The organism is Pseudomonas sp. PS02303 (assembly GCF_029959925.1).
Classification (GTDB): domain Bacteria; phylum Pseudomonadota; class Gammaproteobacteria; order Pseudomonadales; family Pseudomonadaceae; genus Aquipseudomonas; species Aquipseudomonas mandelii.
Map to the genome: position 1 here is coordinate 1 of NZ_JASCOM010000058.1, position 15,090 is coordinate 15,090.

The window sequence follows — 15,090 nt, forward strand, 5'->3', positions numbered from 1 at the left end:
CCTACAGGTTTTGTACCGTTGCGCAATCGCGCGAACAACACAAAACCTGTAGGAGCGGGGCTTGCCCGCGATAGACGCGCCGCGGTCCCGATTCGTAAAAATCCCTTAAAAGTTAATCCGTTCTTAACCGGTTTATCGTTTATTCCCCGATGCTGATGATAGGCGCTCGTTCGTTTACATGATCAGGATCGCCCCATGACTCACTTCACCTTCTCCCGTCTCGTTCTATCGGCTGCGTTACTGGCCAGCCCTTTCGCGATCGCCGAATCCGCCTTGCTCCAGCCGCAGACCTTGATCGTTGATCAGAGCCTGCCCAAGGCGCAGCGTGATGCGATGGAATTGGCAGCTCGTCGTTACGGTAGTTTCTGGAACAGCGGGGAGGAGGCGTTGGCCAAGGCGGCCTTGTCGGAGCAATTCATCGACATGACCCCGCCTGAAGGCCGGGTCCAGGGGCCGACCGGGCCGCTGCTGGCGTCGAAGTTTTTCCGCACGGCGGTGCCGGACCTGAGCTGCGAGATCGAGCAAATGATCATTGCTGGTGACCGGGTGGTAGTGCATTTGCACTTTCGCGGTCACTTCACTGGTCCGTTCAAGGCTCTCAAAGGTCAGGGCCAGCGTGTAGACTTCCGGGCAACCGATATCTATCAAATCAAAAGCGGTCGCATCGCGGCCAATTGGCATATCGAAGACAACATCAGCCTGATGCAGCAGCTGCAAGCGCAGCCGCCGGCGAGCTGATCCACGAGCATAAAAGGGAAACGCGATGAGCGAGGAAACAATGCGGTTGGGACGTGAACGGCGCTACCTGGTGTTGCTGGGCATCATCTGCCTGGCGCTGATCGGTGGCGCGCTGTACATGCAAGTTGTGCTGGGCGAGGCGCCGTGCCCGCTGTGCATCCTGCAACGTTACGCGCTGTTGCTGATTGCGCTGTTTGCCTTCATTGGCGCGGCGATGCGCACCCGCCGCAGCATCACGGTGTTTGAAACCCTGGTGGTGATTTTCGCACTGGCCGGCGTCGCGGTGGCCGGGCATCACGTCTACACCCAGTTCTACCCGGCGGTCAGCTGTGGCATCGATGTGCTGCAACCGATTGTCGATGGCCTGCCGCTGGCGAAGATTTTCCCGCTGGGCTTTCAGGTCGATGGTTTCTGCTCCACGCCATACCCGCCGATCCTCGGTTTGTCGCTGGCGCAGTGGGCGCTGGTGGCGTTCGTGCTGATCGTGGTGCTGGTGCCGCTGCTCACTTCGCGTAACCGCAAAGCACTGCACTGAGGTCATCCGCCACTCGTGCGGATAACGTGAAAAAACGCCCCGGTCCTCATCAAGAGGGCCGGGGCGTTTTGCATTTCAAGGGACAAATAAAAAGTCCGTGATGTGCGACAAGAAAGGGTGCGACACGTGTGCGACATGTTGTCACAGCGTGACTGTCGCAAGGCATTTCAACGGGCAGAATCGGTGTATGGCCTGGCAACAAAATTGGCCTACTCAGGCGTCTGCCGATTGATTGGCCATCGCACGCAAACAGACAGTTTTAACAGCGGCTGGCAAATCGCCAGAGCCCTTGTCTTGTAGGGGCTAGGGCACCGTCGAAGTGTCTGCGTCAGCCCCGATAGCTGTCTGAACTGCGCCCTGTAGACCTACAAATTTTGGTGTTTTTGTTGAGAATTAATTTCGATAAGATGCCGCACTTTTGCAAAATCCGTTAATGATTGTTGCTGGAATGGATAAAAATTATTTCGGGATGAGACATGGTTTATGAGTCGCTACGTATCTACAATCGCCCGCACTGAATTCCGGCACTGCTCACCTTGAGCAGGAAAACAGGGCGTCGAGGGGCTTGAACGCTTCGTGCGACTCCCAGGTGTCGGAGCCTTCCAACTATCCGCACCAAATGGAATTGGTCTGTAACAAGGCCTTTGACCACGAATTCGAATAAGAACTTACCGCTAGCCCAGGATTTGTCGAGCAGCGTCTGACGCGCGACGGGCAGCCCTTATTCAATCCAAGAAAAATGCCAACCCTTGGCAGGGTGAAGTGTTGGCGATCAAAACCCAACTGCATTGCGCAAGCTGCTTTAGAGGTCGTGAGATGAGTAAAAACAGGTACCCCAGACTACTAGGCTTATTGCCGCTGCTCGGCACGTTGTTGCTGTCAGGCTGCAACATGACCTTGCTCAATCCCACGGGCCAGGTCGGCCTGGAACAGCGAAACCTGATCATCACCGCCACGCTGCTGATGCTGTTGGTCGTGGTGCCGGTTATCGTCATGACCTTCCTGTTCGCCTGGAAGTACCGTGCCTCTAACAAGGACGCCATTTACACCCCGAAATGGTCTCACTCGACCAAAATCGAAGTGGCCGTCTGGACGATCCCGGTCCTGATCATCGTTGCCCTGGGTTACATCACCTACATTTCGACCCACGAATTGGACCCGTACCGTCCGATTCAATCCGACGTCAAGCCTGTGACCATCGAAGTGGTCGCGCTGGACTGGAAGTGGCTGTTCATCTACCCGGAACAAGGCATTGCCACGGTCAACAAGATCGTGTTCCCGGCGCACACGCCAATCAACTTCAAGATCACCTCCGACGCTGTGATGAACTCGTTCTTCATCCCGGGCCTGGGCGGCCAGATCTACGCGATGGCGGGCATGCAGACCAAGCTGCACTTGATCGCTGACCGTAACGCTGAAATGGACGGTATCTCCGCCAACTACAGCGGCGCGGGTTTCACCGGTATGAAATTCAAAGCGATCGCAACTTCCCAGGAAGATTTCGACGCCTGGGTAAGTGAAGTCAAAAAGTCACCTAAGCAGCTTGAACAAGTTGAGTACGCAGCCCTTGCCAAGCAGAGCCAGAACAACCCAGTCGAGCTCTACTCCTCGGTGACGCCGAACCTGTTCCAGACCATCGTCGACAAGTACGAAGGCATGAAACCGGGTCCTAAGGTGAAGCACGAGAAGAAAGAGAAAGAAGTGGCCGCTACGCAAGGAATGGACATGAACTCGCATTCAGCTGCCGGGGCAGAGGAGTAAACGATGTTTGGTAAATTAAGTTGGGAAGCGGTCCCGTTCCACGAACCGATCGTGATGATAACCATCGCCATGATCGCGCTCGGTGGTCTGGCACTGTTCGCTGCAATCACCTACTTCAAGAAGTGGACCTACTTGTGGACCGAGTGGCTGACGTCGGTCGACCACAAGAAAATCGGCGTGATGTACATCATCGTCGCCATGGTCATGCTGCTGCGCGGTTTTGCCGACGCCATCATGATGCGTACCCAGCTGGCCATGGCCACCGAGGGTTCGCCTGGCTACCTGCCGCCTGAACACTATGACCAGATCTTCACCGCCCACGGTGTGATCATGATCATCTTCATGGCGATGCCATTCTTCACCGGCCTGATGAACCTTGCAGTGCCGCTGCAGATCGGCGCGCGTGACGTTGCCTTCCCGTTCCTGAACTCCCTGAGCTTCTGGCTGCTGGTGTCCGGCGTGGTGCTGATCAACCTGTCCCTGGGCGTCGGCGAATTCGCCAAGACCGGTTGGGTTGCCTATCCGCCGCTGTCGGGCCTGCAATACAGTCCGGGCGTGGGGATGGATTACTACATCTGGGCGCTACAGCTATCGGGTCTGGGGACAACGCTGACGGGGGTCAACTTCCTGGCCACCGTGCTGAAAATGCGTACCCCTGGCATGAAACTGATGGACATGCCGATCTTCACCTGGACCTGCACCTGGGCCAACGTCCTGATCGTGGCTTCGTTCCCGATCCTGACCGCTACCCTGGCACTGCTGACGCTTGACCGTTACATGGATTTCCACATTTTCACCAATGAACTTGGTGGCAATCCAATGATGTACGTCAACCTGTTCTGGGCGTGGGGTCACCCTGAGGTGTACATCCTGATCCTGCCGGCATTCGGCATTTTCTCGGAAGTCATCTCGGCCTTCACCGGCAAGAAACTGTTTGGCCACCACTCGATGATCTACGCTTCCGGCGCGATCTCGGTACTGGGCTTCATGGTTTGGCTGCACCACTTCTTCACCATGGGTTCGGGTGCCAACGTCAACGCCTTCTTCGGCCTGGCGACGATGCTGATTTCGATCCCGACGGGGGTGAAGCTATTCAACTGGCTGTTCACCATTTACCAGGGCCGTCTGCGTTTCACCAGCCAGGTTCTGTGGACCCTGGGCTTCATGGTGACCTTCGCCATCGGCGGCATGACCGGCGTATTGCTGGCCATCCCGGGTGCTGACTTCGTACTGCACAACAGCCTGTTCGTGATCGCGCACTTCCATAACGTGATCATCGGCGGCGCGGTATTCGGCTACATCGCCGGTTTCGCCTTCTACTTCCCGAAAGCGTTCGGCTTCAAGCTGCACGAAGGCTGGGGCAAGGCAGCGTTCTGGTTCTGGATCAGCGGCTTCTTCGTCGCGTTCATGCCGCTCTATGCACTGGGCTTCATGGGCATGACCCGTCGCCTGAACGCCACCACCAACCCTGAGTGGGTGCCGTACCTGTATGTCGCCATGTTCGGTGCGGTGATGATCGCTGTCGGCATCGCCTGCCAACTGATCCAGCTGTACGTCAGTGTGCGTGACCGCAACAAGCCAGAGAACATGTGCGAACACGGTGATCCGTGGAATGCCCACACTCTGGAATGGTCGACCTCGTCGCCACCACCGTTCTACAACTTTGCCGTGCTGCCGAAAGCCGACTGCATCGACCCGTTCACCGAAGCCAAGGAAAACGGTACTGCGTACCGCGCTCCGGCCAAGTACGAGCCGATCCACATGCCGAACAACACCGCCACTGGCGTGGTGATGGGCGCGCTGTTGACCGTGTTCGGTTTCGCGATGATCTGGCACATCTGGTGGCTGGCAATCGCGAGCCTGGCTGGCACTGTCATCTACTTCGTGATCCACGCTGCACGTGACGATCAAGGCTACATGGTGCCGGTCGATGTGATCGAACGCATCGAAGCCGAGCAGCACAAGCGTCTGGTCGCGGCAGGGAAAATCCCGGCCACCGCCACCCGTGTTGAAACCTCGTTGGAACAGGCTTAAACCATGTCGAACTTAGTGACCAATGCTGGACACACCCATGTCGATGGACATGGGCACGATGACCATCACCACGACTCGGGCGAGATGACCGTATACGGTTTCTGGCTCTACCTGATGACCGACTGCATTCTGTTTGCGTCGATCTTCGCGGTGTACGCGGTACTGGTTAACAACGTCGCCGGTGGCCCGTCGGGCCACGACATCTTCGAACTGCCGTACGTGCTGGGCGAAACCGCTCTGCTGTTGTTCAGTTCGATCACCTACGGCTTCGCCATGCTGGCGTTCTACCGGGGCAACAAGAAGCAGGTCCTGGGCTGGTTGGCCATGACCTTCCTGTTCGGTGCCGGCTTCATCGGCATGGAGATCAACGAGTTCCACGTGTTGATCGCCGAAGGCTACGGCCCTAGCCGCAGCGGCTTCCTGTCCGGGTTCTTCACCCTGGTCGGTACCCACGGTCTGCACGTGACCAGCGGTCTGATCTGGATGGCGATCATGATGTATCAGGTCAACAAGCATGGCCTGACGTCGACCAACAAGACCCGCCTGAGCTGCCTGAGCCTGTTCTGGCACTTCCTGGACGTCGTGTGGATCTGCGTATTCACCGTTGTTTACCTGATGGGGACTATGTAAATGGCTAACACACACTCCCATGACAGCCACGACGCCGGCCACGGCAGCGTCAAGTCCTACGCGATCGGCTTCATCCTGTCGGTGATCCTGACCGTCATCCCGTTTGCGCTGGTGATGTACCCGACGCTGCCGAAGTCGATCACCCTGATGATCGTCCTGGCATTCGCCGTGATCCAGGTGCTGGTGCACCTGGTGTACTTCCTGCACCTGGACCGTTCGGCCGCGCAGCGTAACAACGTGATTGCATTTGTTTTCGCCGCGATCGTGATTGTCCTGCTGGTGGGCCTGTCGCTGTGGATCATGTTCAGCATCCACACGTTCATGATGGCGAAGTGAGGTAAGTCCGGATGTCCTTTAAGCACTTTATCCAAATCACCAAACCGGGGATCATTTTCGGTAACGTGCTTTCAGTGGCAGGCGGATTTTTCCTGGCCTCTCAAGGGCATGTCGATCTGGCCATCTTCCTGGCGGCAATGATCGGCACCTCCCTGGTGGTGGCTTCCGGTTGCGTGTTCAACAACTGCATCGACCGCGACATCGACCTGAAGATGGAGCGCACCAAGAACCGCGTACTGGTCCAGGGCCTGATCTCCCTGAAACTGGCGCTGATCTTCGCGACCGTCCTCGGTGTGGCCGGCGTTGCATTGTTGTACAAGGTGGCGAACCCGTTGGCCGCGCTGTTCGCGGTGATCGGTTTCGTCATCTACGTCGGCTTCTACAGCCTGTACCTCAAGCGCAAGTCGGTTCACGGCACGCTGGTGGGCAGTCTGTCGGGTGCGATGCCGCCGGTGATTGGCTACGTAGCCGTGACCAACAACTTCGACATGGCCGCACTGACGTTGCTGGTGATGTTCAGCCTGTGGCAGATGCCGCATTCCTACGCCATCGCGATCTTCCGCTTCAACGATTACCGGGCCGCATCGATTCCGGTGTTGCCCGTGAAGCGCGGGATTCAAGTGGCCAAGCGGCACATCCTGCTCTACATCCTGGCGTTCCTCGTGGCGACCTTGATGCTGACCTTCAGCGGCTACGCCGGCATGAGCTACCTCGCCGTCGCCGCGGCCATGGGCATGTACTGGTTGTACATGGCCTGGACCGGCTACAAGGCAGTCGATGACACGGTCTGGGCACGCAAGCTGTTCGTGTTCTCGATCTTCACCATCACCGCGTTGAGCGTGATGATGTCGCTGGACTTCAAAGTGCCAAGTGAGTTGTTGCTGACTTACGCGCCTTAAGCGCCGGCTGCTGTAAAGAAAAGCCCCGTCTTCGAGAGAAGAGCGGGGCTTTTTGTTGGGTGCGATTCAGTCGTTCGGCACACCAAGTCTCGTAGGCGCGCAACTAATGCGAGGCCCAGTGCTCCTGCTTACCCATGTGGAAGAATCTTCCTACAAACCTTTCAGGTTGTCGGTCGGAAGTCGTCTTTCTAACCTCGGGCTTTGCCAAATCAGCTGCAGCAGCTGCCTGGCGTTTTGTCGCTAGAGGTTCGAATATGGATTTGCCGGACGTAATCAATCCCCGTGTTAATACGAGCACGGCGTTAGGGCAGGCTTTGATTTCAATGTTCAAATCTGTCGAAGCTGAGTTGGTGCTTGAGTCTGCAGACACTGGGGCGGTCAAAATTATTGTGTTCGGTGGGTGTGCGGTTCACCTCTATACAAATCACCGTGTTTCCACGGATGTCGATGCCGAAATTTACGAGGCTAATGTCCCAAAAGGTCTCCACCTTCAAACCATGCTCGCAGAGGTTCCGGAAGAGTTTGTCGATGAACGATCCGGTCGATTGATGGAACTGAACTACGACCTTCAATACAACACAAGCTTTGGGCCTGTTCACGAGGATTACTGGGAGCGAAGCCTTCCACTTGCCGAGTTTCCGAATGAGTCTCCTCTGCATGTTCACATTGCATCGCCTATCGACATTGCCATTTCTAAATTGGGCAGAGCTACGGATCAGGACATTGGCGATATCATGGCGCTGCTCAGAAGTGGTTTCATACTCACCACTGAGCTCCGCCGACTGGCGTTGCAGGCTATTGATGTATATGTTGGCAATAAAGAATCACCAACCTCTGTTCTCGAAAATATTCTGCAAAACTATCTGGAGAATACAGATGACGAAGCCCCTTAGCGGCCACGTCCTCTCATCCGCTTTGGACACTCTGGTCAAAAGTCCTTTGAATCAAGCAGATGACGTTGCGCTTGTGAGCGCTGCCAAAGCTGTTTGGTACTCAAGCTCGAACCTCTCAAGTGAAGTCACGGCTTTTTTGAGTCGGCATTCTGATGAGGTCGAGGTTCGTCGCGCAGGCTACCTGCTCGAACGCTTTACACGTTTTTCATGCGTGTCTGATAGCCGAGTGCTGGAAACCTTTAATGCCCTTGAGCTTTTTGCCTACTCGACTTTCAAGCAAGGCGTGAAGCCAGAACCAGCCGCGCCGCTTCGCCGTCGCCGTGATGAACTGGCAGCCTCCTGGGGGTTGAGTGAAGGCCTTGGCCTAAAGGCTCAAACCCTCATGCCTTTTCAGACTCGACATTACGAGGCGGAGCAACGCGCAACATTTTCTTGAGCCTGAGTTGCAAAACAAGAACCCGATGCAGCTCCGGTTGAAAGCCCCGCCTTCGAGAGAAGAGCGGGGCTTTTTGTTGGAACAGCAAAATGGCATCAGAAAAACTCAGCGATCGAGCAGCCGGAAAAACTGCTCACGCACCTGCAGGCTATCGCTATGCGCAACATTGAAACGCAGGAAGCTGCTGGCATCGGCGGCTTTGCTCAACAGGGTGCCGGGCGCCAGCACCAGGTCGTGTTCGAGGCCTTTGCCGGCCAGGGTTTCGGCGTGCAGTCCTTCGGGCAACCGAGTCCAGATGAACAGCCCTTCACCCGCTATCGATGACACCGAACATCCCGCCTCTACCAGCCATCTCGTCACGCGACTGCTCGATTCATACAGGCGATCCACCGTGCGCCGGGTGTGTTTGGCGTAGCTGCCGTTACTGAGCATGGTGCAGGTGATCTGCTCCGCCAGTTCCGAGGTCACGCCGCCGCAGGCCATTTTCAAGGTGATTATGCGTGCGGCCAGTTGCGGCGATAGCGCGGTGTAGCTGACCCGGCTGTTGGCGGTCAGGGTCTTGGAGAAACCGGACACGTAACTGACATTGTCCAGACCGCTCGCGGCCAGGCGCGGGGTGCGTCTTTGCTGGATGTCGCCATACAAGTCATCTTCGAGGATGTGGACGCCGTAACGGTGACTCAGCTCCAGCAAGCGATAAACCTGGGCGGCGGAGAACGAGTGTCCGGTCGGGTTGTGCAGCGTGCTGTTGGTCATATACAGCACTGGGCGATGGGCGATCAGTAATTGCTCGAACGCTTCCAGGTCCAGCCCGTCGCAATCGCGGGCGATGGTGATGACCTTGGCGCCGTGCAGCGCCAGGTTGGTGTGCATGTTGAAGTAGCACGGATCGTCGAGCAGCACGGTGTCGCCGGGTTTTATCAACAGGCGCATCAGCAGGTCGATGGCCTGCACGGTATTGGCGGTGGTGATGATCTGCTCCACCGGCACCTCGATGCCGACGGTCGACAGCTTCACGCGCAACGCCTCGCGCAACGGGAGGTAACCACCGACCTCACCGTACTCGCCCATGCGCAGCGCGGTCGCACGAAGGGTGCTGCGCACGGCTTTGAGCAATTCGTCGGCGGGCAGCCACGAGGCGGGCAGAAATCCGCAGCCAGGGCGCAGCGCGCCGTTGTTCAGCAGCAAGGCGCGGCGGACCCGGCTGAGTGTGTCTTGGGGATGCAGGTCCGGGCCAGTTGCATGCTGGGATTGGATGCTTGGGCGGTGAATGTAATGCCCCGAACCCTGGCGTGAAACCACCAGCCCCTTGGCCCGCAACCGGTCGAGAGCATCGACCACCGTGGACTTACCGACCTTCATCAACTCGGACAGCTCGCGAATCGGTGGCAACTTGGCCCCGTTCGGCAGGCCACCCTGGTTAATGGCCAAAGACAGCTGATCGACGATCTGCTGCACCAGCGGCACTCCGGGCTGGAACTCGATGGCGGCGATGACGGCGCGCTGCATTTTACTGGTCTCCCTGGCAGTAAAGTTTGTTGGATCTTATACGAAGTTGCCCTGATCAAGACACGCATCTCTCTCTACCATCATCTGCGCGTATGCATGATTGATTAAGAGGGGGTCGGTTAATGAGTAATCAAATGAGTCGCGACGAACGCTTCCTCGCGATGGCGAAAGAACTTGGCTTTGATATCTACGACGAGAATTCTGCCGGCGGGCATTACGCCCCGGTGGTCCGGCACGATGACGAACTGTATGTCAGCGGGCTGGTGCCGCGTATGAACGGAAAAATCCAATACCCCGGCCGAGTGGGACTGGAACTCAACCTGGCCGATGCCCAAGAAGCTGCCGGTATCAGCGCGATACGCGGGCTTGCCCTGATCCGTGAGGCCATCGGCTCACTGGATAACCTCAAGGCATTGCTGCGCATCACGGTCTACGTGAAATCCACGTTCGATTTTGTGGACCTCAGTGAGGTTGCCAATGGAGCGTCTGACGTCTTCACGCATGTATTGGGTGAGGCCGGTAAACACACCCGAACGACCGTCGGTGTTTACCAGCTGCCGAAAAATGCGCCGATTGAAGTGGACATGATCGCGGCCCTGCATCCGTCAGCGCGATAATTCTTTCGGGCATACCTGCTTTTGTGGCGAGGGAGCTTGCTCCCGCTTGAGTGGGTAGCACTCACAAGAGTCGGCATTGTTGCCACATTTTTTGGGGCCGCTACGCAGCCCGGCGGGAGCAAGCTCCCTCGCCACAGGTTCCTTACTGACTGAAAGCTTTCAGGTCGATCGGTTACTGCGCAGCGATGCTGTAACCGTCGAACGCGGTTTGTTGTTGAATAGCAGTGATGATGTTCTTGCGGTTGACCGCTTGTTCGGCCCCGGTATTGTCCAGGAACGTTTCGTTTTCAATGGCCGCGTCTTCACCTTCGCCGACGAAAGTGAAACCGAGGAACTCCAGCGCTTTGCGATCAACGTTCAGGCTCGCACGTGGCGTGCGCAGCGGCAGCGTAACGCTCACGCCATCCTTGCTGATGGTGAACACTTCGAGGTCTTTCTTGGCGCGAGCCACTTTGCTCTTGCCGGTGCTTGGGTTGCTGATGGCCTGGTGAGTCTGGTTCAGCACCTTCAACGCCAGACCATAGACAATTTCCTGAAACGCCGGGTCTTCCTTGAAGCTGGAAAGAATACGGCTGATCGGGAATTTGCTGCTCAGGTCTTCCAGCGCGGCAATGTCGGACGCTTCAGCGTCTTTCAGTTGTTTGAGTTCGCCCATCAGTTCATAGGCTTTATCGTCGTCGAAGCTGTCGTGCGCCTGGCGAATCGCGGCGCGCAGCTCGCGGATCTGGTCGCTTTCCCGGGTGGATTGAAAAGCGTCCAGGACCATCTCGCTGATGGTCTTGGCCTGTGGCACATGCTGTGAAAGATTGATGGAGTTTTCGTATTCCGCTTTGGACGACAAGGTGACTACGGATTCAGCGGTATTGGAATCGGACATTGAAATTTCACTACTTCTTTTAACTTGGGTTTAGGCGAGAAAGCACAGGGCCTTTTCAGGCCGCCTAATCTATTGGACCTGACCCGAGTTGTCACGGATGAACAGGCGGTTGGTCATCATTTTTGGCGCTGGGATGTCATTCGCTGAAGCTCCAGCGCATTGGCGGTCGCCGCACCACTGGCGGTGTTGTCGAAGATGCACCAGGTGGGAACGCCGTCGGCTTGGGGGTGTAGCGTTCGAGCCAGGTCTTCAAGCCATGGTTTCTCGTAGTTTGAATAGTAGATTCGCGGCGACCCGTGCAATCGGTAGTAGCGGATGCCCGGCCAGGCACCGGGTACATCGCCATTGGGCAGTGGCGAAGGATCGGCTGCCACTTGGCCTATTCGATGCTCCATCAGCAGCGCCTGCGCCTCGGCTGTTTGCCACCTGACGTGCCTGGGTTCAAACACGGCGAAGCCTGTGTAGCGCGAACGAAAGGTGGCGAAAAAGGTTTCGGCCGTGTTGACGTCGAAGGGCAAGGAGGGCGGAAGCTGGATCAGCAGGCAGCCAAGCTTCTGGCCCAGGTGGATGCATTGCTCAATAAAGTCATCGATCAACTGTTCACCATTCAACAAGCGAGCCTCGTGGGTGATCTGCTTGGGGACTTTGACTGAAAACCTGAAATTCTCCGGCACGCTTTCAGCCCATCGCGAATAGGTTGCCGGGCGGTGTGGTCGATAAAACGAGCTGTTGATTTCCGCGCACATCAGCTGTGCCGCGTACCGTTGCAGGTGAGTGCCTTCGTCGGGAAAAGCACTCCATTGCTCACGGGGCAGGCTCCATCCGGCGCAGCCGATATACAAGGGCGTCGTGGCCGTCATCAACGTTTTCTCGCCTCAGCATCGGGTATCGGGTTCAAAGCTGTGACCGCTGAAACCGGGCTATTTCCCCATCGAATTCAGGTTCATCGAGCGAACGGCCCATTTTTCGGCTGTTTGTTCATCCACTGGCAAGGAGAAACGGAAAGTCGCCCCCCGTCCCGGAACGTCGATCAACTGAATCTCGCGACCGTGCAGTTGCAGGATCCGATGCACGATGCGCAGCCCCAGCCCGCCATCGCGCCGGGCACCGCCAATGTTGAACGGACGCAGAAACAAACCTTCGCGCAATTCGGGCGCGATGCCGGGGCCGGTGTCGCTGACGGTGACTTCGATAAAGGGCCCTTGAGGTCGCAGGCTCAGTTCGATTTCTCCACCTTGCGGGGTATCGCGCAGGGCATTGTCGAACAGGTTGGTCAGCACACGTTCGATCAGCCCCAGGTCGGCGCAGACGGCCGAGACGTTGGGCGCGAAGTTGGCCTTGAGTTCAATCTGGCGCGCTTCGGCGGTGAGTTCGAACTTCTGGAAGATGTCCTGCACAAGATCGGTCAGGGAGAAACGCTCCAGCACCGGTTGCACGAAACCGTGTTCCAGCCGCACCAGTTCCAGCAGCGATTGCGCCAGGCCGCCAACCTTGCGGCTTTGATCCAGGGCGATGCCCAGATAGCGACGGCGGTCGGCGGGGGACAGCGTGGCGTCCTTGAGCGACAGGGTTTCCAGATAACCGTGCAGCGAGGCCAGCGGTGTGCGCAGGTCGTGGGAGATGTTCGCTACCAATTCGCGGCGTTCCTGATCCTGGCGAGTCAGCGAGCGCCATTGTTCGCCGAGACGGGTTTGCATCTGGCGGAAAGCGGCGTCGAGTACGGCTATTTCATCGTGGCTCGATGCTTTTTCTACCGGGTCCGATGCGGGCGGTGTGGAGGGGACTCCGTCGATGTCGAACTGGCTGACTCGATCGGTCAATCGACGCAACGGTCGGGTGATCAGGGCAAATGCGGCAAGGCCGGCGATCAGGCACAACGACGCCACCAGACCGATAGACAGCAGCGCCGTATTGAGCGCGGCGCTGGTGGCACCGCGTTCGGCGAAGCGGTCGTGTTCTTCACTGAGCAACACCACATAGAGGTAACCTTCCGGCTTGCCGTTGACCTGCAACGGCGCTGCGCTGAACACCTTGCGTCCGTCGACGCTGCGCGGGTCGTCGCCGAGAATCGGCAGCGCCTCGCCCTTGAGCAAGCGCTGGATCGGTGCCAGATCGACCCGATCCCGACGCATCCGGCCTTCGGGGGCGGCGCTGCCGACAATGAGCCCCTCGTTATCAAGCAGATAGACCTCGACACTCGGATTGACCAGCATGAGTTTGCTGAACAATTCGCGCACGGCATTGGGCATCAGGCCATTGGTGTCCATCAGCACAGTGTCGCGGGCGATGTGCTGGGCGAGATCACGCGACAGCCCTTGAACCACCTCCAGTTCGTGCATTTTGTTGGAGCGCACTTGCATCCAGGCCGAGGTGCCACAGCACACCAGCAACAGAATGGCGAACACCAGGGACAGGCGCTGTGTCAGGGTCAGCCTCATGGCTGCTCCTCCTTGGCCGCGAATTTATAGCCACGACCCCATACCGTGAGGATGCGCGCAGGTTGTGCCGGATCGGCTTCGATCTTGGCCCGCAGACGATTGATGTGGGTGTTGACCGTGTGTTCGTAGCCTTCGTGGCTGTAGCCCCAGACCGCGTTGAGCAGGTCCATCCTCGAGAACACCTTGCCAGGCTGGCGGACGAAGAAATACAGCAGGTCGAACTCTCGCGGTGTCAGGTCCAGGCGACGACCGTCGAGGGACACGTCGCGGGTGATCGGGTCGATGGACAGGCCGTTGGTGATCAGGCTGCCGGCGTCCATTTTCAGGTTGCGGGCCATGGCGTCGACACGTCGCAGCAGGGCTTTGACCCGGGCGACCAGCTCAAGCATTGAAAAAGGCTTGGCCAGGTAATCGTCGGCCCCGAGTTCCAGCCCCAGGATCCGGTGCATTTCACTGGAGCGGGCGCTGGTGATGATGATCGGTGTGTAGCGGGCCATGGCCCGCGCCCGACGGCAGATTTCCAGGCCGTCGACGCCGGGCAACATCAGGTCGAGGATCAGTGCGTCCCAGCTTCCTTGCTGCAGCAGTCGCATACCCTCATCACCGTCGGCGCAGTGCACCACCTCGAACTGCTCATCGCGCAGATGCAGGCAGATAAGGTCGGCGATGTGCAGGTCGTCCTCGACCACCAGGACACGTTTGGTCTGTTCCATAAAGCTCAATCCTTTGTAGCGCAATGGGCACATTGTGCGGGTTTTCCCCGGGGCGAGTTATCACGAATTGTTTAACTGTCCGTGAGGATTTGGCGATCAACCCAAGCCTAGGCTGTGTTCCCTATCAGGCACCTGGAATTTTGGAGATGGCCATGTTTTCACGGCGACAATTTCTTGTAGCGAGCGGCGGGCTGGGCGCTGCAGCCCTGGTGATCGGTGTGTTGCCAAAATTTGCCGCCCATTCGGCGCTGGTCAGCGAGGCCAGTGCGTCGGAGGTGTTCGAGGTGACTCACAGTGACAGCGAATGGCGCGCGATGCTCAGTGCCGAGCAGTATGAAATCCTGCGCGAAGAAGGCACCGAACGGGCCTACAGCAGCCCGTTGAACAACGAGCATCGCGAGGGAATTTTCGCCTGTGCCGGGTGTGATTTGCCGCTGTTCTCATCCGACACGAAGTTTGACAGCCGCACCGGTTGGCCCAGCTTCTGGGCGCCACTGGACAAGGCGGTGGCGACCCGTCAGGACCGTTCCTTCGGCGTGCTGCGCGAAGCAGTCCACTGCCGGCGTTGCGGGGGGCATCTGGGCCACGTCTTCGACGATGGGCCCAAGCCGACCGGCCTGCGTTACTGCATGAACGGTCTGGCGATGACCTTCGAGCCCGGGGCGGCGTGACCC

The 15,090-nt window shown here is 57.8% G+C and carries 16 protein-coding genes; 11 read left to right on the forward strand and 5 right to left on the reverse strand.

What is annotated here, in order from left to right; all coding sequences use genetic code 11:
• Positions 1-195: 195 nt before the first annotated feature.
• The 9 genes from QMX98_RS15360 to QMX98_RS15400 all read left to right on the forward strand — a co-directional run bounded on the left by QMX98_RS15360 (position 196) and on the right by QMX98_RS15400 (position 8,262).
• On the forward strand, positions 196-738 hold the full coding sequence (locus tag QMX98_RS15360; RefSeq protein WP_282410998.1) for an ester cyclase: 543 nt from the start codon (positions 196-198) through the stop codon (positions 736-738).
• A 25-nt stretch (positions 739-763) separates the two neighbouring features.
• Entirely contained in the window at positions 764-1,273 is a 510-nt protein-coding gene (locus tag QMX98_RS15365) for a disulfide bond formation protein B (RefSeq protein ID WP_282410999.1), read from the forward strand.
• Positions 1,274-2,089: 816 nt separating this feature from the next.
• Complete coding sequence (gene cyoA, locus QMX98_RS15370; protein ID WP_010458061.1) at positions 2,090-3,034, forward strand: ubiquinol oxidase subunit II; 945 nt, start codon at positions 2,090-2,092, stop codon at positions 3,032-3,034.
• 3 nt (positions 3,035-3,037) lie between these two features.
• Positions 3,038-5,068 (forward strand): cytochrome o ubiquinol oxidase subunit I, encoded by a 2,031-nt coding sequence (gene cyoB, locus QMX98_RS15375; RefSeq protein WP_010458058.1) that lies wholly within the window; start codon positions 3,038-3,040, stop codon positions 5,066-5,068.
• 3 nt (positions 5,069-5,071) lie between these two features.
• The gene (locus tag QMX98_RS15380) at positions 5,072-5,698 is read left to right on the forward strand and encodes a cytochrome o ubiquinol oxidase subunit III (protein ID WP_010458056.1); all 627 of its coding nucleotides are present in this window, start codon (positions 5,072-5,074) and stop codon (positions 5,696-5,698) included.
• Positions 5,699-6,034, forward strand: a complete 336-nt coding sequence (gene cyoD / locus QMX98_RS15385) for a cytochrome o ubiquinol oxidase subunit IV (protein WP_010458054.1) — start codon at positions 5,699-5,701, stop codon at positions 6,032-6,034.
• Between the two features lie 11 nt (positions 6,035-6,045).
• Positions 6,046-6,933, forward strand: coding sequence for a heme o synthase (cyoE, locus tag QMX98_RS15390; RefSeq protein WP_010458052.1), 888 nt, complete (start codon positions 6,046-6,048; stop codon positions 6,931-6,933).
• A gap of 254 nt (positions 6,934-7,187) precedes the next feature.
• Entirely contained in the window at positions 7,188-7,826 is a 639-nt protein-coding gene (locus tag QMX98_RS15395; protein ID WP_172791623.1) for a DUF6036 family nucleotidyltransferase, read from the forward strand.
• Entirely contained in the window at positions 7,810-8,262 is a 453-nt protein-coding gene (locus QMX98_RS15400) for a hypothetical protein (RefSeq protein WP_077749374.1), read from the forward strand. The genes QMX98_RS15395 and QMX98_RS15400 overlap by 17 nt, the downstream gene beginning before the upstream one ends.
• A gap of 105 nt (positions 8,263-8,367) precedes the next feature.
• On the opposite strand, the gene QMX98_RS15405 is transcribed toward QMX98_RS15400, so the two are convergent.
• On the reverse strand, positions 8,368-9,771 hold the full coding sequence (locus tag QMX98_RS15405; protein ID WP_083375785.1) for a PLP-dependent aminotransferase family protein: 1,404 nt from the start codon (positions 9,769-9,771) through the stop codon (positions 8,368-8,370).
• 122 nt (positions 9,772-9,893) lie between these two features.
• Here QMX98_RS15405 and QMX98_RS15410 point away from each other — a divergent pair, with 122 nt between their 5' ends.
• Positions 9,894-10,388, forward strand: coding sequence for a RidA family protein (locus tag QMX98_RS15410; protein ID WP_042932582.1), 495 nt, complete (start codon positions 9,894-9,896; stop codon positions 10,386-10,388).
• A gap of 172 nt (positions 10,389-10,560) precedes the next feature.
• On the opposite strand, the gene QMX98_RS15415 is transcribed toward QMX98_RS15410, so the two are convergent.
• The 4 genes from QMX98_RS15415 to QMX98_RS15430 form a co-directional block, all read right to left on the reverse strand.
• Positions 10,561-11,265 (reverse strand): hypothetical protein, encoded by a 705-nt coding sequence (locus QMX98_RS15415; protein WP_010458047.1) that lies wholly within the window; start codon positions 11,263-11,265, stop codon positions 10,561-10,563.
• Positions 11,266-11,381: 116 nt separating this feature from the next.
• On the reverse strand, positions 11,382-12,125 hold the full coding sequence (locus QMX98_RS15420; protein WP_282411000.1) for a DUF72 domain-containing protein: 744 nt from the start codon (positions 12,123-12,125) through the stop codon (positions 11,382-11,384).
• Between the two features lie 60 nt (positions 12,126-12,185).
• The gene (locus QMX98_RS15425) at positions 12,186-13,703 is read right to left on the reverse strand and encodes a HAMP domain-containing sensor histidine kinase (protein ID WP_042932584.1); all 1,518 of its coding nucleotides are present in this window, start codon (positions 13,701-13,703) and stop codon (positions 12,186-12,188) included.
• Positions 13,700-14,416: a response regulator transcription factor gene (locus QMX98_RS15430; RefSeq protein WP_010458041.1), complete on the reverse strand. Its 717-nt coding sequence runs from the start codon at positions 14,414-14,416 to the stop codon at positions 13,700-13,702. The genes QMX98_RS15425 and QMX98_RS15430 overlap by 4 nt, the downstream gene beginning before the upstream one ends.
• Positions 14,417-14,568: 152 nt before the next feature.
• On the opposite strand from QMX98_RS15430, the gene msrB reads away from it, so the two are divergent.
• Entirely contained in the window at positions 14,569-15,087 is a 519-nt protein-coding gene (gene msrB, locus QMX98_RS15435; protein ID WP_077749381.1) for a peptide-methionine (R)-S-oxide reductase MsrB, read from the forward strand.
• Positions 15,088-15,090: the final 3 nt, after the last annotated feature.